The sequence below is a fragment of the Bythopirellula goksoeyrii genome, assembly GCF_008065115.1.
Classification (GTDB): domain Bacteria; phylum Planctomycetota; class Planctomycetia; order Pirellulales; family Lacipirellulaceae; genus Bythopirellula; species Bythopirellula goksoeyrii.
In genome coordinates this window covers 5032920-5053021 of record NZ_CP042913.1, presented here as the reverse complement: position 1 = coordinate 5053021, position 20102 = coordinate 5032920, and the positions used below count along the sequence as shown (strand labels likewise).

General features: G+C 53.9%; 12 protein-coding genes. 10 read left to right on the top strand and 2 right to left on the bottom strand.

Going from position 1 to position 20102, the window contains the following annotated elements; genetic code table 11:
- Nucleotides 1-30 precede the first annotated feature (30 nt).
- Nucleotides 31-2121, bottom strand: a complete 2091-nt coding sequence (locus Pr1d_RS19890) for a mechanosensitive ion channel domain-containing protein (protein WP_168205368.1) — start codon at nt 2119-2121, stop codon at nt 31-33.
- Nucleotides 2122-3013: 892 nt separating this feature from the next.
- Between Pr1d_RS19890 and Pr1d_RS19885 the strand changes: the two genes are divergently transcribed.
- The 10 genes from Pr1d_RS19885 to Pr1d_RS19840 all read left to right on the top strand — a co-directional run bounded on the left by Pr1d_RS19885 (nt 3014) and on the right by Pr1d_RS19840 (nt 18926).
- A complete protein-coding gene (locus Pr1d_RS19885; RefSeq protein ID WP_148075149.1) occupies nt 3014-4036 on the top strand; it encodes an AAA family ATPase in 1023 nt (340 codons plus the stop codon).
- 191 nt (nt 4037-4227) lie between these two features.
- Entirely contained in the window at nt 4228-5139 is a 912-nt protein-coding gene (locus tag Pr1d_RS19880) for a DUF58 domain-containing protein (RefSeq protein ID WP_148075148.1), read from the top strand.
- The gene (locus Pr1d_RS19875; protein WP_148075147.1) at nt 5136-7130 is read left to right on the top strand and encodes a BatA domain-containing protein; all 1995 of its coding nucleotides are present in this window, start codon (nt 5136-5138) and stop codon (nt 7128-7130) included. Before Pr1d_RS19880 ends, Pr1d_RS19875 begins: the two co-directional genes overlap by 4 nt.
- Nucleotides 7070-9322, top strand: a complete 2253-nt coding sequence (locus tag Pr1d_RS19870; RefSeq protein WP_238476544.1) for a hypothetical protein — start codon at nt 7070-7072, stop codon at nt 9320-9322. The genes Pr1d_RS19875 and Pr1d_RS19870 overlap by 61 nt, the downstream gene beginning before the upstream one ends.
- 78 nt (nt 9323-9400) lie before the next feature.
- Complete coding sequence (locus Pr1d_RS19865) at nt 9401-12658, top strand: hypothetical protein (protein WP_148075146.1); 3258 nt, start codon at nt 9401-9403, stop codon at nt 12656-12658.
- Nucleotides 12658-13509 carry a hypothetical protein gene (locus Pr1d_RS19860; RefSeq protein WP_148075145.1) on the top strand — a complete coding sequence of 284 codons (852 nt, stop codon included), beginning with the start codon at nt 12658-12660 and terminating at the stop codon, nt 13507-13509. Before Pr1d_RS19865 ends, Pr1d_RS19860 begins: the two co-directional genes overlap by 1 nt.
- Before the next feature lie 98 nt (nt 13510-13607).
- A complete protein-coding gene (locus Pr1d_RS19855; RefSeq protein ID WP_148075144.1) occupies nt 13608-14288 on the top strand; it encodes a hypothetical protein in 681 nt (226 codons plus the stop codon).
- Nucleotides 14289-14294: 6 nt separating this feature from the next.
- On the top strand, nt 14295-15341 hold the full coding sequence (locus tag Pr1d_RS19850; RefSeq protein ID WP_148075143.1) for a terpene cyclase/mutase family protein: 1047 nt from the start codon (nt 14295-14297) through the stop codon (nt 15339-15341).
- Nucleotides 15342-15360: 19 nt separating this feature from the next.
- The gene (locus tag Pr1d_RS19845; RefSeq protein WP_168205367.1) at nt 15361-18291 is read left to right on the top strand and encodes a TlpA family protein disulfide reductase; all 2931 of its coding nucleotides are present in this window, start codon (nt 15361-15363) and stop codon (nt 18289-18291) included.
- Nucleotides 18292-18431: 140 nt separating this feature from the next.
- Complete coding sequence (locus Pr1d_RS19840; protein WP_148075141.1) at nt 18432-18926, top strand: HEAT repeat domain-containing protein; 495 nt, start codon at nt 18432-18434, stop codon at nt 18924-18926.
- A 180-nt stretch (nt 18927-19106) separates the two neighbouring features.
- Here Pr1d_RS19840 and Pr1d_RS19835 read toward each other — a convergent pair whose 3' ends face one another.
- A complete protein-coding gene (locus tag Pr1d_RS19835; RefSeq protein ID WP_148075140.1) occupies nt 19107-20093 on the bottom strand; it encodes an endonuclease/exonuclease/phosphatase family protein in 987 nt (328 codons plus the stop codon).
- Nucleotides 20094-20102 lie beyond the last annotated feature (9 nt).

Below are 20102 nucleotides of genomic sequence, written 5' to 3'. Positions count from 1 at the left end.
TCTGGCTAGTTGAACGGATAGGACGCGTGTTTATGCCGCTCTCATTGGGTAAGCGTCGTTTTGCCTTGGCATTGGATGTTTACTTACCCGGATGTCGAGGGGCTTCTGGAGATCGAGGTGGACATCGGTTTGTGGGAAGGCGATTACTATCCCTTCTTCATTGAATCGATCATCGATCTCGACACGAAGATCACTTTGAACCTTTGCCGCTTCCATCATCCGCTTCATCTGAATCCAAAAATGCACTTCGAATTCGAGAGCGCTATCGCCAAAGTTTTTAAAGAGGACAATCGGTTCAGGCTCCGTGATAACTTTGGGGTGATTTCTAATTGTCGAATCCAGTATCTCGATGACCTTCCTGACCGGCGATCCATAGGCCACGCCCACAGTTAGCGAAGTTCGCGATCGGCTATCGGAGAGCGTCCAGTTGGTGACATTGTTCTCCAGAAACTTGCTATTTGGTACTAAGATTTCCAAGTTGGCGCCCGTTCGAACCCTCGTACTGCGGGCACCTATGTGCTCTACATTGGCGTCGATGCCTTCGATGTTCACCAGATCTCCAATACGGATGGGCCGTTCGGCGAGAAGAATCAAGCCGCTGATGAAATTGTTGAGAATATTTTGACTTCCAAAACCTACACCGATCGCGATGGCTCCACCCAAGAAGGTAAATACGGTGAGTGGTACGTTTACGACTTCCAGAGATACAAAAGCAAAAACTATCAGCAGGGAGTAAAACAATACCGTCCGCAAGGGAGCGATAGCCGTCGGGCTAATGCCGCAGCGAGGCATGACGCGTCTGGCGGTAGCATTTGACACCAGCCGTGAGGACCAATAGCCCAAGAACAACAGGGCCAGTCCACAACAGATCTTGCTGATGGTGATCGGACGATCGTCAATCGATGCGATTTCGTAGTTCCAGGTCGCATCAAGGGAGGCGGTAATCCTCTGGACGAGTTCTTGCCAGGATTGGTTTTCAAAGTGCATCTGAAGTTCGTCAATGAACCGTTCAAAAAGCCGCTGGCCACCTGCGGCCAGCACCTGAGTCGAAGAGTAAAATTCGATGGCCTGCTGGATGTCGGAGAGTTTTGATTCGATTTCTGCCCGTTCTGTTGCTTTGATCTCGTCAGAGTTTGACTTTCTCTCGAGTGTCATGGCAGCATTCTGCCAATGCATCCGGTGAAAATTGAGTTTGTCGGCCAGCCGATCTATCCGCCGCTTCGAGGCGATTGCCTCGCTGAGCCACTGGCTCGGCTCGCCCGATTCAAAGTCTTTATTTGCAAACTGAAATCGGCGCTGCCAACAATCGCGGACTCCACTGATTTCAGTCAGAAGCTGCTGCAGAAGTTCTGTTTCTTCCCGAGCGGTTTCAAATTCGGTGTTATCTAGAGAGCTGGAATCCTCCTGTGAGCGACGACGGGAGGCCTTCCGAAGTCGGTGTTCGGCTTCCTTCAATTGGCTCTTGGCTTGCTTCTGAATCCGGCCAATCAAGCCTAGTCGTTCTTCAAGCTCCTCGGCAGAGAATCGTACTTCGCCTGCGATCGCATTGATATGAACTTCGAGAGCTTGCATCTTTGCATTTGCGAGTACCGCGGACTGTTTGAGTAATTCGCACCGTTCTCGATGGAGGTCTGTATTGCAACCGAGAACACGACAACGAAGTTCCAAGAGTACCAGCTTGCTTTGCAATGCATTTGCTTCACTCGGACTAGAAAATTCGAGGTCTTCTTGTGCTTGTCTGCGTTTGCTCTCCGCTTCATATAGTTGGTTCTTGGAGTCGAGAAGTAGGGACTGTTCGGCTTCGCGTTCCAATTCCAAGACTTCCACGTCGCGTTGCTGTTCGAGGAGTGCATCTTTCTGATCGTCGAGTCTCAGGAAGGAATGGGGCGACTCATCGGTCTCAAGCGTCAACTGTTGCTCGTGCTTCAATTGCAACTGATGGTATACTTCGATGCGATCCTCAATCGTCGACAGTCGCTGAGCCACGAGAAGATCAAGCTGCTCCCAGAGTTCAAGCTCTTCAGCCAGGATCTCTTTGGTTCCTGGGCGCCCCTTTTCATTGACGTTGTCGATCGCACTCTCGATGCGCGCACGCTCCTGAGAGCACTCTGCCTGCAACACAAGAAGGCTCTCCTTGCTCGCAGGAGGTTTTACTTGAGCTTCCGATTGGGCTGCGCCAACTGTTTGTTCAGCTGAAGCGAAGAGAAGAAGACAACCCCAAGCAATCACAGTGCCAAAGCAGTACCATCGGCATTTGTGTGCAGACCGCGCGACGCAGACCGAGGACGTCAGCGCAGAACGAATAAGAATTTGTGGATCATGCCACATCTCGCTAAATCCTTCCTTGGATTGAGTATGTCCGCATTCCTTGCAGACGTGAATTCAGCCGGCCTCGTATTGCAAGCCAACCTCAGTGAATTCTCGTTGGTTAAGATACACCTACAAATCAAGAATCAGCAACCCGGTTTGCTCGAAGTCGTGAGTTGAGAAGCGGGATGCCCTAGTTCGTGCTAGCATCTCTTCGAGGAGAGTGTTTTGAACCGGGGCTTCCACTGAGCAACTGTGGCAAGTTGTGCCAGCAGCAAGGAGAGTACCTAAGTGGCAGATTCTTGCACGGCCGTGGTGTTTGCTGTGAGCAGAGAGACGGATCCATGGTTTTGCTGCCACGCCGCCAGAGTTCCGAGGCTGGGGTTTCGCTGCCAGGCGAGGAAGTCGACTCCTTAAGCTGAAAGACTCTCCCACTTGATACCGTCGAGGATCAATGCCGCGAGCGGATTCGGCATCGTGTCGATCAGCGGTTTGGTAGGAATGTGTTACGGAACTTCAGCACTGCTGTACATGAATAATTCATTTTCGACAGCATTTCAGGCAAATAGTGCTATATCCTTATCTGAATCGAAATCTGGCATGATTCTCTTAAAATCCATTGATTTTGCATTTTCGACATACAATACTTAAGTTGCCCTGGCGAACAGCATTTGAGTAAGTCATCTGAGAAACAGAGGATAGTGGCATGTCGCAAGCAGAGATTGTGCAGACTGGCGAACAGCTAGAGGATCATGATGTTCAGGCCATCGATGATTTACGAGAGCTCTACTCCCGCCTGCGGAAAGAATTGGGACGGGTGATTGTCGGCCAGCACGGCGTGATTGAGCAGATGGCGATCTGTCTCTTCGCGCGGGGACACGCTCTCTTGATGGGCGTTCCCGGATTGGCCAAGACTCTGCTGGTGAGCAAGCTCTCCGAGACGATGTCCTTGGATTTCAGTCGCATCCAGTTCACGCCGGACCTGATGCCAATGGACATTACTGGCACGGACATCCTTCAAGACCAGCAAGGGGGGCGTCGCGAATTCGAATTCGTCAAGGGGCCCATCTTTGCCAACATCGTCTTGGCGGATGAAATCAATCGTGCCCCACCGAAAACTCAGGCAGCACTCTTGGAGGCGATGCAGGAAAGGCGGGTCACGGTGATCGGAAAGCAATTTACGTTGCCGCCTCCATTTCTTGTCCTGGCGACGCAGAATCCTGTCGAGCAGGAAGGGACTTACCCTTTGCCAGAAGCACAGCTCGACCGGTTCATGTTTCTGATTGAACTGGACTATCCATCAGAAGCGGAAGAGATCGAAATTGCTCGCACGACCACGGGTGAGGAGCTTTCCGAGTTGGACCATCTGCTGCACGCCGAGGATGTCATCGGCTATCAGCAACTCGTACGACGCATTCCCGCGCCAGACCACATTTATACCTATGCTGCCCAGTTGGTTCGCAAAACGCGCCCGACAGATCCTTCGGCACCCGATTGGCTCAAACCCTTAGTAGCCTGGGGTGCCGGTCCCCGCGCTGTGCAAAATTTGATTTTGGCAGGCCGGGCTCGCGCGGCACTCTTGGGTAGCTACATGGTAAGGCTGGAAGATGTGCAAGAAGTGGCCCTTCCCGTGCTCACCCATCGATTGATCACAACCTTTGCTGCTCAAGCTGAAGGAGTCGGTGCCAAAGACATCATCCGCAGATTGCTCACGGAGTCTGTCGAGTAGTCTAGGTGATTTGCAGAGATGCGCAGGGTATTCGGTATTTCTAATCGTCCTCCCAAGGCGATCTGCGAGACCCAAGGGATCTGGGTAGCGCTACTTACAGACATGGAAGTTGATTGAAAAGTCTACCCAGATTCCTCTGGTCGGACAGCTCCCATCGGAATGACATTCAGAACTTTCCAAAAAACCAATCCATGTCCTCCGAAAATAAAATCCGCAGCTTTCTAGAACCAGCCGTGCTGGCTCGGCTGGGCAGTGTTCCCTTCTTGGCTAGACGACCGATGCTTGGCAAGGTATCGGGACGCCACGCCAGTCCACATCGAGGTGCCAGTGTCGAGTTTGCGGAGTATCGCAAATATGTTCCCGGCGATGATCTCAGACGCCTCGACTGGCGGGCCTACGGTCGAAGTGATCGCCACTATGTGAAAGAATTTGAAGCGGATACGAATCTACGCTGCTGCTTGGTTGTCGATACGAGCGGTTCGATGGGATTCGGCTCCACAGGAGTCCATAAGCTTGCTTATGCGAAAAGGTTGGCAGGTGCGCTCGCTTATCTGGCAGTGCAGCAAGGAGATGCCGCGGGGTTGGCTTGTGTGTCCAAAGGAATCGTGCGGTCTTTGCCTCCGCGTCGTAACCCGGCCCATCTGGCTGACCTCTTTGACCAACTCGAAGGAGTCGAAGCGACGGGACCCACCCGACTAGTAAGCACATTGCATGAGCTGGCGGAGACCACTTCGCAACGTGCATTGTTTATCGTTATTTCGGATCTGTTCGTCGATCCTACCGAATTAAGAGAGTGCTTCGAGCATTTTCGCTTTCGCAAGCATGACCTGACGGTGTTTCATTTACTCGACCCGCAAGAACTCACATTCGCTTTTCAACGGCCGATGCGGTTTCTTGATATGGAAGGGGGTACAGCAGTTTTTGCCGAGCCTAATGAAATTGCCGATCGTTATCACACGGCCTTGGAGCGGTATTTGAGTCTTGTGAAGCAGGTCTCGATTGAGACGGCAGTCGACTACCATCGGGTGAGCCTCGCCGATGACTACGAACGAACGCTGACGCATTTCTTGGTTGGCCGGACTAGAAGCGGGGGAGTGCGATGAGTTTTCTCGAACCACTCATGCTGGCCGCGCTTCCCCTGGCGGCATTGCCGATCCTGATTCACTTGATCAATCAGCGCCGCTTTCAGACTCTCGACTGGGCTGCGATGCGGTTTCTGCTCGAAGCCAATCGCATGTCGCGAGGTTATGCTCGCATTCGACAATGGCTGATCCTGGCTTTGCGAACTCTGGCTATCGCTGGCTTAGTACTGGCAGTGAGCCGCCCACTGGCGAGTGGTCGGCTAGGTTTGGCTGCCGGTGGGAGGGCTGATACGACACTCATCCTGCTTGACCGTTCTCCCAGCATGCAGCAGCGCGGCACGCAGATCGCCAGCACAAAGCTACAGCGCGGCGTGGACCAGATTGCCAGTGCCCTCGAAGCGGTCGGCTCATCACGCTGGGTGTTAATCGACAGCGTGAGTCTCGTTCCCCAAGAATTGGAGTCCCCCGACCGGCTGCGCGCTGCTCCCCAAACGGGCCCAGCGAGTGCAGCCGCTGATCTACCGGCACTTTTGCGTGCTGCTCATGATTACATGCAAGCAAATCACGCCGGCCAGACCGAAATATGGATTTGCTCTGACCTTCGGGCGAATGATTGGGACGCAGAAGGGGGGGAGTGGCGAATCTTGCGGGACAGTTTTCAGGAGTTTCCCCAAGGAGTGCGCTTTCATCTGCTTGCCTATCCCGAGGCTGCCCCTGCGAATCTAGCCCTTCGTGTGACCCATGTCGAGCGTCACGAAACTCGTCAAAAGAACGAGGTCCTCGTCTCGCTCACCATAACACGTAATTCCGACGACGAAACAGTTCGTGTTCCCGTTCAGTTCGAGATCGACGGTGCTCGAAGCGAGTTGAGCGTCGAGCTTTCTGGAATGGAAACAACGATTGAAAATCATCCCTTACCGCTCAATTCGTCCAGCGAGCAAGGTTGGGGGCAGGTAATCCTACCTGCCGACGCCAACCCGGCGGACAACCAGTTTTACTTTGTCTACTCCGATGCCCCAGTGCGGCGCACGGCCATCGTCGCCGAGAATCCAGCTCTGGTGAGGCCCTTAGATTTGGCGGCGTCGATCGCGACGGACCCAGGTGTCAAAAGCGAAGCACTCGTTGTAGGACCGGAACAGACAGCGACTTTGCCTTGGGAGGAAAACGCCCTCGTGCTATGGCAAGCTCCTTTACCAACAGGTACTTCGGCAGAGGCCATGCAGGCTTTTGTCGACCAAGGTGGCGTGGCTATTTTTTTCCCTCCTGCCAATCCGAATGAGACAAGCCTATTCGGCGTCGAGTGGCTCAGTTGGACTGATCCCCAGGAATCGCTGGCCGTTGCCAATTGGCGAGGCGATCAGGATTTGCTCTCTCGAACGCTGGATGGTGCAGCCCTTCCCGTAGGGGAATTGGCAATTCACCGTTTCTGTGCACTCAAAGGGGAAGCCACCGCACTCGCTACACTGCCAGGTGGCGCTCCCTTGTTGGCCCGTGTCGATGTCGGCAAAGGTGCTGCCTATTTTTGTACTACGACCGTTTCGCCTGGCGATTCCACCTTGGCCATGGATGGCGTGGTTCTCTATGCCACAATACAACGCGCCCTGGCGACAGGAGCCGAGCGTCTCGTTGCCACTCAGCAACGTGATGCCGGTGTCGGTGCCTTCGATTTGAGCAAATGGCAAAAGCTTGCTGGAGATGCGGATGTACTCTCCACGGAAGCTGCTTTTCAAGCAGGAGTCTATTCGCACGATGACCGAATCATCGCGGTCAATCGCAGTGCCGCCGAAGACGCGACGGCTGTGCTCGCCGATGAACGAGTCGACGGTCTCTTCGAAGGGCTTGAGTATGATCGGGTTGCCGATCGCGTTGATTCGTTGGCAGGGCTCACCCGCGAAATCTGGCGACTCTTCCTTATCGGAATGATTGTGGCCTTGGTTGGAGAAGCAGGGCTTTGCCTTCCCAAGCGACGTCCCACGACTGGGGATTTGGCGAGCACGGGGGCAACGGTATGAACGGCGTAGGCCACTTTACCATACTGTGGACCCCCTTGAGTGCATTGTTTGCGCTCTTGGCATGTCTTGCAACCGCTGCGCTCGGAGTGATCGCCTGGCGCAGGAGCGGTATGCGGCCCGCCATTGCAGCTTTGGAATCGTTGCGATTGGCAATAGTCTTGTTCGCGGGCTTGCTGTTGAATCAGCCAGAATGGATTGAAGAGTTCTTGCCGACTGACAAACCCGCCATCGTTGTTCTGTGGGACAACTCAGCCAGCATGGAAACACGTGACTCGCTCGAGGCGGAAGACGATGGTACTCCGATTACGCGACGAGCTGCCGTTGCCCCGCTGGCGAGTCAGTCGGCGTGGACACCGCTCGACGAACGTTATGAAGTCGTGATTTTGCCGTTCGCGTCACCTCGATCAGGGCATGGCACAAATCTTTACCAACCAATTGTTGATGCACTCGATCAGTCCTCACGACTTGCTGGGGTCGTGCTCGCTTCCGATGGAGATTGGAACGAAGGACCGCCACCCGTAGATGCAGCGACACGCTTGCGGATGAAAGAGATCCCCCTCATTACGCTCACCGTGGGTTCGCAGGAGCGCCTTCCGGATGTGGAGTTGGTCAGTCTCGATGCACCCACATTCGGCGTGGCCGGCAAGATCGTGCGTATTCCATTCACCATCGACAGTTCACTTCCCCGCGAGCAACTGGCCACTGTCGTTCTGAGAACTGGCGATGGGCAGGAAGTCACCAAGGAGGTAAGAATTGCCGCCAATGGCCGCACCACCGACGCGGTAACTTGGCAGCCGAATGAAATCGGCGACACGACCGTTTCTTTGGAAATTCCTCGCCAGCCGAACGAAATACTTCCAGACAATAATAAGCTCACGGCGCCGATCTCGATTCGAGAAGAGAAATTGCAAGTGCTAATCGTCGAGTCTTATCCTCGGTGGGAATATCGATATCTTCGCAATGCCTTGTCACGTGATTCGGGCGTCGAGGTTTCTTGCCTGCTGTTTCATCCAGGTTTGAGCAAACCAGGGGGAGGGAACAAAGACTACATCAAGGAGTTCCCCGCGGGACTCGACGAGCTAGCCAAATATGACGTGGTGTTCTTGGGGGATGTCGGCTCCGAAGAAGGTCAACTCACAGAAGAACAATGTCGCTTGCTGCGAGGATTGGTCGAACAACAGGCCAGCGGACTGGTGTTCATGCCCGGATGGCAAGGACGACAGTTTTCTTTGTTGGATACTCCGCTAAAAGATCTCTACCCGGTTTTGCTGGACGACTCACAACCTGGAGGTTGGGGTTCGCGACTTCCCAATCAGTTTGAGCTTACCGAAACAGGTCGCCGCAGTTTACTGACACGACTGGCCGATGTGCAACAAGACAACGCAGAAGTATGGGACGCTCTGCCGGGGTTTCAATGGTATGCACCCGTGTTGCGTGCCAAAGCGGGTAGCGAAGTGCTTTGTGTCCATCGTGATGCCGCAAACCAATATGGACGCTTGCCTTTGCTTGTCACTCAAACCTACGGCACGGGTAAGGTGCTCTTTATGGGAACCGATGGTGCCTGGCGTTGGCGTAAGGGAGTGGAAGATAAATACCACTACCGATTCTGGGGCCAAGTCGTGCGGTGGATGGCTTACCAACGCAACATGGCCGAAGGGGAAACAATGCGGCTCTACTATGCCCCCGATCAGCCACCACTTCGGCATACAATTACCTTCAATGCGAATGTGATGGATCCATCTGGTGAACCGTTGTCGGAAGGGCATGTTTCGGCACGAATTACAGCTCCCTCGGGAAAATCAAAGACGATCCGTTTCACCTCGCGCAATGATGAGTGGGGAGCCTTCACGGCACAATTTACGAGCGCGGAACCGGGGACTCACCAGCTGGTGTTGTCTTGTGAGGAAACCGGCGCGGTATTTGAAACAACCTTTTTTGTGCAGGGTGCAGCAATCGAACCGATTGGCCGACCAGCATCGCCCGAAGTCATGGCCGAATTGGCCCGAGTAACGGGTGGTCAGGCCCTGACTAAGGTCGATCCACGTGAAATCATCGAGTATTTCGCCACTTTACCGGAACCCCCACCGGCTATTCGTCGTCTACAAATTTGGCGGCATCCTTTGACTTTGGGGACGATGGTTTGTTTGCTGGGAGCGTTTTGGATAGCCCGCAAAGCGGTGGGGCTGGTATAACTAGAAGAGCTTGCGTTCAGTTTGAACCACACAATTCAAACAGGAAACTTTTTGGATTCCTAGATTTGGAGCAAGAGCATGAGTCGCATCAAAAGCAACCTGGGGATTCCTCAATCTCTAGAAACGCAATTTCTCGCATTTCGACGCCATGTTTGGACCAGCAAGATGCTCGAGGCGGGTGGAATCGCTCTGAGCGCGTTGTTGGGTGCCTATCTATGCCTATTCCTGCTCGACCGCTTGTTCGATGTGCCATCGTCTGTGCGAACTCTGCTGGCATTGTGTGCTGCCGTCGGCTGTGGATTTATCCCGCTCTTTCTTCATCGGTGGGTATGGTTGCGCCGCAGGGATGACCAGCTAGCCCGCCTGCTCGCGCGCAAATTTCCTGCATTGGGAGACCAGTTGCTAGGAGTTATCGAACTGGCTAACAATCCTGCCGAGCAACACCGCTCTCCGACTCTCTGCCAGGCTGCAATCGATCAAGGTGCATTAGATGCAGGGAAGCGAGATCTATCGACTGGAGCACCTGCGGCACGACTTCGCTTTTGGGGTGCAATGGCAGCAAGTGGTGCAGGTGTTGCGATTCTGCTCGCGCTATTGTTTCCCGCTGCTGCCGGAAATGCGTGGCACCGATTTCTCGCACCGTGGAAAGATGTCCCTCGATTTACGTTCACGGATGTCTCGCCACAACCAGACACTTTGATCGTGCCACACGGCGAGCCGTTTACCGTCGCTTGGCGCTTGCGCGATGAAACCAAATGGCGGCCAGTAGAGGCAAGCTTTCAGTTTGGATCCCAGCCACCTGTTACCAGCTCTCTCGCTGATTCGTCTTATGCCTGGACTGGTCCTCCCTTGATCCAGCCTGGGTCACTCCGGGTGAAGATCGGCGATTGGTCGCAAACTGTGCGCGTCGAGCCCAAACTCCGCCCAGAGTTGACCGCGATCAATGCTCATGTGAATCTCCCGGATTATCTTAAACAGACCGCTCCACTTGAACGAGATGTCCGCGGAGGAACACTTTCAGTAGTCGAAGGGAGCCGCGCAGCACTTTCTGCCATCGTGAATCGTCCCCTGGCGGCGGCGGTCGTCGAAGGTGGGAAGGCAAGTTTTTCAGGTGCCGACATCACGATTGAACCATTTGATGTTTCGACAGCGCAGGAAATGCAAATCAGTTGGCAGGATGAACATGGGCTAGAGGAAAAGGAGCCGTTCACACTAAAGATTACCCCTGAAGAGGACCAACTCCCTAATGTGATGGGTGAGAACCTGCCACGTCGCAAGGTGGTTCTCGACAGCGAACAGTTGACGTTTCAGGCTATTGCGCGAGACGATTTCGGTGTACGCGAGATTGGTATGGAGTGGGAAGGGTTGTTTGACGATTACCCCGGCGGCCCTGCCCGCGGTGAACGGCTCATCGCCCCAGGCAACCCGAGTGAAAGATCGGTAGATGCTGCAGGCACGTTCACTGCGAAATCTCTGGGCATCACGCCGCAGCCAATTAGCTTGCGACTCTACACAACCGACTACTTCCCCAATCGCGCGCGTGTTTATTCGCCACCTTACATTCTCTACGTGCTCAATGCCGAGGATCACGCCATCTGGATTACCGAACAGCTTTCCCGCTGGCACCGCCAATCGCTGGAAGTTCGTGATCGTGAAATGCGGTTGTACGAAACCAATAAGCAGCTTCGAGAACTACCGCTCGCTGAGCTCGCGCTTCCCGAGAACCAGCGCCAACTCGAAAAACAAGCTTCTGCGGAACAAGCCAACGGTCGACGACTGACAGGGCTTACCAAGAGCGGCATGGAACTACTGACGCAGGCAGCTCGCAATCCTGAGATTGGTGTGGGCCATCTCGATCGTTGGGCCGAGATGCTCACCATCCTCGAAGACATCGCGGCCAACCGCATGCCGTCCGTGGCAGATTTACTCAAAGAAGCGGCTGAATCTCAGGTCGCTTCGAAGGCGGTACCGGGTCCTCGCAGTCCCCAAGCTGGAATTGCTCGCTCTGCAGGGGGTGGACCCTCCAGTGAGCAGAACCAAGAGGACAAGAAAACTGCCGCCGTACCTCGTGTGACCGACATGGAATCTTCCCAGCAGCCTGCAGATGAAAACGAGCAAACGGCGGGGGGCAAAAAGAAACCTTCGTCGCCGTCGTTGCGACTTCCCGTGACAACGCTTTTAGGCAAAGGGGGCGGAAAGAAACCGGCCGACTCCCCAGCCAACCAGCAAGTCGACGAGGCGGTGCGCGAGCAGCGAGATTTGCTTGCTGAATTCGAGAAGGTTGCCAATGAACTCAACACGGTGCTTGCCAATCTGGAGGGGAGCACTCTCGTGAAGCGGCTGAAGGCTGCTTCGCGCGAGCAATACAAAATCGCTGGTGGTATCAGCGACGAAATCGAAGAGGGTTTTGGAATTCCGCAAACTGCCCTGGCGGCACCGGTTAGAGAAACTCTCACTAACCTGGCTGCCAAGGAAGACCAGAGCAGCTTTAAGGTCTCCCTCATCATGGATGATCTCCAGTCGTATTTTGAGCGCCGCCGTATGGTGCGATTCAAGACAGTGCTCGACGACATGCGCGAAGAAGACGTTTTGGGAAATCTCCGACGACTCTCAGAAGAGATCCCAGCCGAGCGAGGGATGTCGATCGCCCAATGCGAATACTGGTCGGACGTGATGGATCGTTGGGCCGAAGATTTGGTCGATCCTGCTTGTTCGGGTGCTTGTCCTGGCTGTCGATCGAAAGGGAGTTTGCCACCTTCAATCGTGTTGGAAGTGCTCAAGATTCTCGAAGGTGAAGTGAATCTTCGCGAGGAAACTCGCGTCGCCGAACAAGCTCGACCGGGTTTGGAAACCGAGCCATACGAGACCGAAGCGAACCGATTGTCCGAAATGCAGGGCGGACTGGGGGAGCGGATTCTGCTAGTCAATGAGAGAATTCGAGAATTGCCCGATGGCGACACGGAATTCGCCAAGGAACTCGCCCTTCTTACTCGGGTCAACGAAGTCATGGTCGAAGCCTCTGACATTCTCGACAAACCAGACACCGGATCGGATGCGATAGCCGCCGAAACCGAGGCGATTGAGCTGTTGCTTCAATCCAAGCGAATCAATCCGTTCGGGGGTGGCGGGGGTGGTGCCAATCCAGGGGGTGGGGGTGGCGGCGACACCAAGGACACGGCACTAGCCTTGTTGGGCGCTGGGCTCAATGAAAAAGAAGTCCGAGAAGATCGCGCTCCCACTCAGGCGGTGGGCGACTCGGGGAAATCATTGCCCGAAGAATTTCGCGCGGGATTGGATCGCTATTTCAGCGAACTAGAGAATGGAGCGGGAGGATAATGAAGTACCTGCTCGCGATCCTATTGCTATTGAACTCAACGCTTCCTTGCCTTGCGCAAGTTGTGTTTCAAGCAGACATGCTCCAGGCGCAAGGGGTGGACATGTCAGACGAGGATGTCCGCTTTCGCATGTGGCGCCAAAAAATGGAGCCTTTCGTGCAGGTGGAGTTTTCCTTCGCCAATCGGATTTGCCGATTGGACGCAGACCAGCAGAAAAAGATGGCAGCTGCCTTAGGTAAGGTCCTGGATAAATCGGCGGAGGAAGCAGCTCAGTTTATCCCCCCAAATAATGCAAATCGAGCTGGCGCGTGGATGGCCCAGCCTCAACAAGCGAACATGAAACGCGAGGCATTGGTCGAGCAAATTGAGCAAGCCATTGAGCCCCTGCTCAATGACGAACAACAAGCAATTTACAGAACAGAGTTGCAGGCTCGAACGGAGTTCCGTAGAGAAACCATCGTTGACAATGTTCTATCAATGCTCGATAAGCGTCTTGCTTTTACGAACGATCAAAGTTCTGCAATACGTAGAGACTTGCTGGCTGATGATTGGGTGGATGACTCTCCTCCTCCTTTGCATGCATTTTTGCAAAACGCTCAGTATATACCTCAGCTTCCCGACAATTGCATTACGCCCCATCTGAATAAAGCCCAAAGTATGATTTACAAAGGCCTTCAAAAAGTGAATTGGGGCCAGAACGACTGGGAAGACAATTTTGGCTTTGGCAATTCGATCCAGCCCATCGACGATGTCAAGTTGCCTCCCGCCTCTAAGGAAGAGAGTGAGACTTCCACTACAGAAGATTCTGTTTCTCCTGACGCCAGCAACCAGGCCGATGAGGAAAAGCAATGATTCTTCGGGCCTCGTCTAGTTCGATTGCTCAATTAGGTCTGATTTTGATCTGTTGCATTTGCTTGGGCTCACTTTCGTCCAAGGGGCAAGAGTTCAATATGACCGAGGAACAGTTCAATTCCTGGCTGTCCAATGGTAGGGAAGCTCCCGAAGAGCGACTCGACTCACAACTGCAAGTTGAGATCTCCCTCATTAACCTTTCCTGCGAGCTTGAACCAGAGCAGAAGAAAAAGCTCAAGTTCGCTGCCGAACGCGACATTGCCCGTTTTACGGATCAGGTAGAGCAAATTCGTCAAGAGGTAGTCGGCCAGACCTTCGACCAGAATGAGATTGGCAATATCTACCAGAGGATTCAGCCCCTCAATCAGATAATGCAGAAAGGCTTCTTCGGCCCCACTTCACTCTTCGCAAAAGTCTTGCCACGCACTCTGACCGCTGAGCAATTTGAAAAAATAGAGCAACTTAGATCAGATCAGCGCAAACGCTGTTATAAAGCGGTTCTTCGGCTCTACATCGTTGGTCTGGAGAAGTCCCTCCCTATGACGGAGGCGCAGCGACAGAAGTTGTTGGATGTCTTGTTTGAATCGACCAGGCCCCCCTCATCGTTTGGTCAATACGACTGGTATTACGCTGCGAGCCAAGTTTCACAGATTCCACAAGAAAAGTTTGAGCCGCTCTTCGATGAGAAACAATTAAAGATCATCCAGCAAGCCAGGCAACAAGGTGTAGGGTATAAAGACTATGTTGAAAATCAAGGAATTGCCCCCTTCGAGGAGTAACTGTCTATGAAGTCGCAACCCTTACTTATATTGGTTCTGTTGGGTGCTACGCTCCCATCCGTGAGTACCGTTTTTGGACAGTTTCCCACCGAGCAATTTGGCGAAGTCGTTCCTCGAGATATTCGAGAGATGTATGACCGAGGTTTAGTCTTTTTGGCAGGCTCCCAGGCGGAAGGGGGGAATTGGACGGGAGGCCAGCAGGGACCGGGGATCGATGGAATGTGTGTGATGACGTTCTTGGCGAGTGGCGAAGATCCCAATTTCGGACAATACAGCGGCAATATCCGCAAGGCACTACGCGCGATGATCCGTGCCCAAAACTCTTCAACCGGATATTTTGGCAACAGCATGTACCACCATGGCTTTGCGATGCTCGCGATGGCTGAGGCGTACGGTGCAGTGGATGATCGCCAATTATGGCCGACCGGTCCGTCAGAGCAGCAGCTCTCTGTAGGAGGCTCTTTGGAACTCGCTGTGCGGGCGGCGATCACGTCGCAAAAAAAGAATTCCTACGGTGCGTGGCGTTACTCTCCTGATTCTGATGACGCGGATACGTCGGTCTCTGGCGCCGTGTTGGTGGGACTGCTGGCAGCGCGCAACGCGGGGATCGAAGTCCCCGACGAATCTATCGACCGGGCGATTTCCTATTACAAATCGATGACCAGCGATTCGGGGCAAGTCGCTTATTCAGGGGGGATGGGAGGTTTCGATGAATCGATCGCGCGCATATCGATCGGAAATCTGGTCTATGCCATAGCGAGGCGCAAAGAACTCCCCCAATACAAGGCCACGCTCTCTTATTTAACCGAACGCATTGAACAGACCGGTCAAGATCATTATCGAGAGTATTCTCGGTACTATCAGGCCCAAGCCCTGTTCCAAGGGGATGTCGAAGCCTGGGAAAAGTGGAACAAGCTTCTCGTCCGCCAACTCAAAGAGACTCAAAAAAGTGATGGTAGTTTCCCCGGCCAGTTTGGATCTGCCGCCGACACGGCCATGTCGTTGTTGGCCCTGGCACTCAACTACCGATTCCTCCCGATTTATGAGCGATGATCTTTCCAGGAGATATAGCGTGAAGCGTCATACGCTTAAGAATCGATGGTTCACCCTTCTGGCAGCAGCATGGCTGATGGGGCCTGCGCTTTGTGCTGCCGAGCAAGCACCGCAACTCCAACTTGTGAACGGCGATTTTCTCACGGGTACGCTTCTCGAATCAAACACGAGCGATGTACTCCGTTGGCAATCGCCAGCACTTGTCGATCCGTTGGAGTTCCCCGCTGCTGCCGTTGCCGCTGCTCATTTTCCGGAGGCAACGGAAATGGCCGAAGTTGCTGGGAATTTTGCTGTCGAACTTGTGGGAGGCGACCTGATCATTTGCAAACTCGTCACTCTCACTCCGGAAGAAGTGGTTATCGATTCGTCATCCATCGGAGAATGCCGAATCGCGAAGAACCGCATCCGCCGATTAGTTCGCTGGGGCGAGGGGGCGGGGATCGCCTACCTTGGTCCCCATGGGCTTGAGGGCTGGACTCAGCAGGAAGGTACTTGGAAAGAGGTTGCCGGACATGTGCTCACCGAACATCGTGGCACCGCTTTGCTAAGCGAATGTAAAATCCCTCCCCTCGCTTGTATCGAGTTTGAAATATCATGGCAGCACAAGCCCGATTTTCATTTGGCGATTGGCGTCGGGGAGAACCTTGTACTCGAGTCTTTTCACAATCTGGTAGATAATTTCAATAACTTTGCAGGTATCGGAGGCCGCAGACAAGCGACCAAGCCTGAACCTACCTCGTTTCCCCTTTTGGAATTTGAAACTTACAACTCCATGTTGCGGATTCTCGCCGAGCGTGGCAAGGAGGCAGACATCGCGCTAGTGGCCGATCTCAACAAAGGGGCGGGACGAATTCAGTTTCAAGTCTATGTCGACGCTGCCAAAGGTACTTTCGCTGCCTACGACATGCAGGGGAATCTGCTCACGGAGATCCGCGTCTCTCCAGTTTCAGACCCTGCTGTTCTTGAAGGCATTTCTCTCACCAACCGCACTGGTGACGTGCGACTCGAACGACTCGTCGTACGCAACTGGAATGGCCTGGAGCCTCCTCAAGTACAGGTGAATCAAGAGTTCGTCCAAAAATCAGATGGTTCACTGGTAATTGCCGACGCGATTCGCTTCGATGCAGAGGATTCAGAATTCCTCGTTGATGAAAAACAAGACAAGCCAGCTGAGACGGAAATTGCCGACGAGGAAAACAATTCCCTCTCCACAGAAGAGCCTGAGCATACACCACTTCGAGTGGCAGTGGAGGATGTCGTTAATGTCTCTTTTCGTTCGCAAGAGAATTCAGCAGGCGGACCACTCTCGCTCTTGCTCACCAGCGGTGAACGACTTACAGGGTCTCTGGACAAGCTAAACAAGGGAAAGGTTACTTTCGATTGCCTCGGATTCAAGGTCCCAGTCGTCGTGGACCTGGCCACGGTGCGTTCCATCGTGGGATCTTCTCGGCCTCCATCCAAGCAAGTTTCTGATGAACCGATCGGCCGCTTGCAATCCGGCGGCATCTCCTGCCACGGCACAGTAACGGGTGTGACAATGGCTGCAGAGACGAGTTCTCTTTCATTTCGCCCCCAACTGAGTGAAACCAGCAGTCCCATCAATCCCGATCTCTCAGGGTCGATAGTGTTTCGCGACCCTCCGCCAGAAAAACCGCAGCCAAGGGACCGCAGGGTACAACTGCGAAATCGAAAAAACCTGGCGGAGCAACTCGTCGATATCTTCACGGGAAAAACAACACCGCCGGTCGCTCCCTCTTCACCCAATCGAGACGAAGACCAGTTGCTCTGGCTTCAAGATGGGGATCGTATTCCGTGTCATCTGAGTCGGCTCGACGAACAGGGGATCTACTTTCATGCGTCACTGGTCGAGAAATCCTTCTTGCCACACAAGACCATCAAGGCATGGGAGAAACGCGTCGGACATCCCTTGCCACAAATCGATGCAGCAAAACAAGCGAGGCTACTGACCTTGCCTCGGATGCAGAGAGGCAATCCCCCGCTGCACCTGATTGAGTCGGTGCAGGGTGATCTGCTCCGGGCGCGATTGCTCTCCATGGACGACAAAGAAGCGATTGCAGAAATACGACTCGATACCAAGACGCTGGCCAGCAGCCGGATTCGGCGGCTGATATGGCTGCATCCTGAAAACCTCCTTTCTCAGGATGCCGACGTCGCTTCAGACGAACTCACCAGTGAAACTAACAACGAGTCAACTCAATCGGGTGCCGTTCAGGCGGTATGCCGTGATGGAGTCCGACTTACGTTTCATCCCCACGAACTAGCCGAAGCTGACCTGCTTGGGACGAGCAAGTTGCTAGGCAAATGTCGTGTCGATTTGCGGCAAGTGGATCAGTTGCTGCTGGGCACTGCGATTACCGATTCGGCAGCGGAACTTCCCTTCCAGTCATGGCAACTCACAGCAGCCACCGATCCACAGTTTGCGCAAGAAGAGGGAGCCCCAAGTGATGCTATGAATCCTGGTGCTCAATCACCCCTGATCGGACAGGATGCGCCCGACTTCCATCTCAAGAATCTCAGTGGCGATGAGTTTCGACTCAGCAACAAGCGAGGCAAGATTATCGTCCTTGATTTCTGGGCCAGTTGGTGCGGACCCTGTGTACAGACGATGCCGCTATTAGAAACTGCTATCAACAACATGGCATCCGCCCAGGTGGAATTGATCGCAGTAAATATGCAGGAAGATGCCCTGACCGTGCAAGCGGCCATTGAACGTATGCAAATCTCCCCACAAGTCTTGTTGGATATCGACGGAGCAGCGGCGGGCAAGTATGCCGTGACAGCCATCCCCCAAACTGTCGTCATCGACGCCGATGGCAAGATCGCTTCGGTACTCATCGGTGGAGGCCCCGCAGCCCCGGAACAACTGCTAGAAGTACTTGAGCAAGTGTTGAACGAAGAGGGGCAAGTAATCGGTGAGCCGGCACAATAATATCTAATTGCGTCGGTAACATGCCGCTTGTTCGGCCTCGGTTTATCCAGCGATTTTGGGGTGGCATCCATGCCATGAGGGGAGTTACAGTTTTCAGAAGTTGATAACTACTACAACGGACTCGTTGCTAGGATTCCCCAATGACCGCAGAAATAACTTCCCTTATTGAATCACTTCGTTCTGATTCCGCGTCGCAGCGCCAAGAAGCAGCAAGCGAGCTACTGTCGTTTGGTCCGGATGCCGCGCCTGCGGCAGTCGCTTTGGTGGAAGCAGCCGATAGCGATAGTGAGACATGCGACCTCGTTACTGCAGCGCTTGAAGACTTGGGACCCCCAGCAGCCGAAATGCTGACCCCACTGGCTGCTATCCTCCAGCGACCCTCTTTAGATTCACCCTACTGGGCAGCGACGCTCCTGGGGAGACTAGAGGCCGATGCTGCACCCGCGATCGGCGAGCTCATCACCGCTGCCGCTGAGCATCCCCAACTCCCCGTGCGTCAGCGGGCTGTCTGGGCGCTTGGAAAGATTGGACCACCGGCAATCGCAGCATTGGAGACGCTCGAAAAGATTTCAGCGGAAGACGATCCACGATTGTCGTCTCTGGCTGGCGATTCCATGGCAAAGATTCGTGCCTAGTTGCCTGTCAACTAAGTGATGACTCAGAAATAAATTCGACATTGCGAGTTCAAGACATCGTAGGTCGGGCACTCCTGCCCGTCTGCCTTTCTCAATCGCGGTGAGCGACGGCCAGGAGTGGCCGTCCTACAAAACCTCGAAATGACAGAAGTGATGAACTCCCAGTCACCCGCCATTCTTTCACTGAGAATACACCGGACGCGCTGCCATTTGGGAGTTCCCTCCTTCGTAGCTTGAAAAGACAGCCCACACGGGGAAATGGTCGGAGACTTGGAGCGCCTGTTCTTGAGTAAGTCCAAAACTCGTTATTAAGTTCCAGACACCACTTTGACCGGTATACTCGGTCGTTGTTCGTGAATCGAAGATCAGATTGTCGTAGGTCTTGTTTCCCCGAGTGTTGGTCGGGACGCCAGAAATGGCATAGCGGATCCCCGGCAATTGGCCGAGCGAGCGAAGTTGCGTTTCACTGGCATTCAGGTCTCCTAACAGAATCACGTCGTCTTCGCCATGCTGTTGAACGACTTGAAAAACTTCGGCTAAGACATCCAGTTCGGTCGAGACCTCGTCCGGATCGGTGTGAATGTTGACCAACCAGAAGCTATAGGCCGCCGAGGGAGGCACGCCCCTGACTCGGAAATGAGCAATGAGCGGTTCTCGGTGCAACAAGTCCTGGGTATCGACCATCGTTGCGACCGATCCGGGTCGAACTTCAATTCGCTCCGGGTTGAAGATGAAGGCATATTGCTCTGTGCTGGAGCTGCGTCCCAGTCGAGGCCCGATCACGTAGGTATAGTGGGCTCCCTGGGCATTGATCAATTGCATGAACTGATCCATGAAGTGATCGTCTTGAGTTCTGATTTCTTGAATTGCCAAGACGTCGAAAGAGCGAGCAACCGTCGCCAGGACTTCCATTACCTCCTTCTTCTTCATCTTGGAGGTCCCGAAGACTTGGATATTAAAACTGCCAATGATGATCGAATCCCGTGGTTGCGCAGCAGTCTGTCCGTAGCTCTGATACGCGGCAGCGTTTGCATCAACCTGAGAGGTGTGCCCGCTTGGCAGGACATCGTTGCCACCGCCCTGAAACTTGTGCAGGGCCTCTTTGACTGAGGGCCCCAGAACCGGCAGACCCGGCAATGCCCAGCCTCCAACGCCGGAGCCTGTCACGAGGGTTGC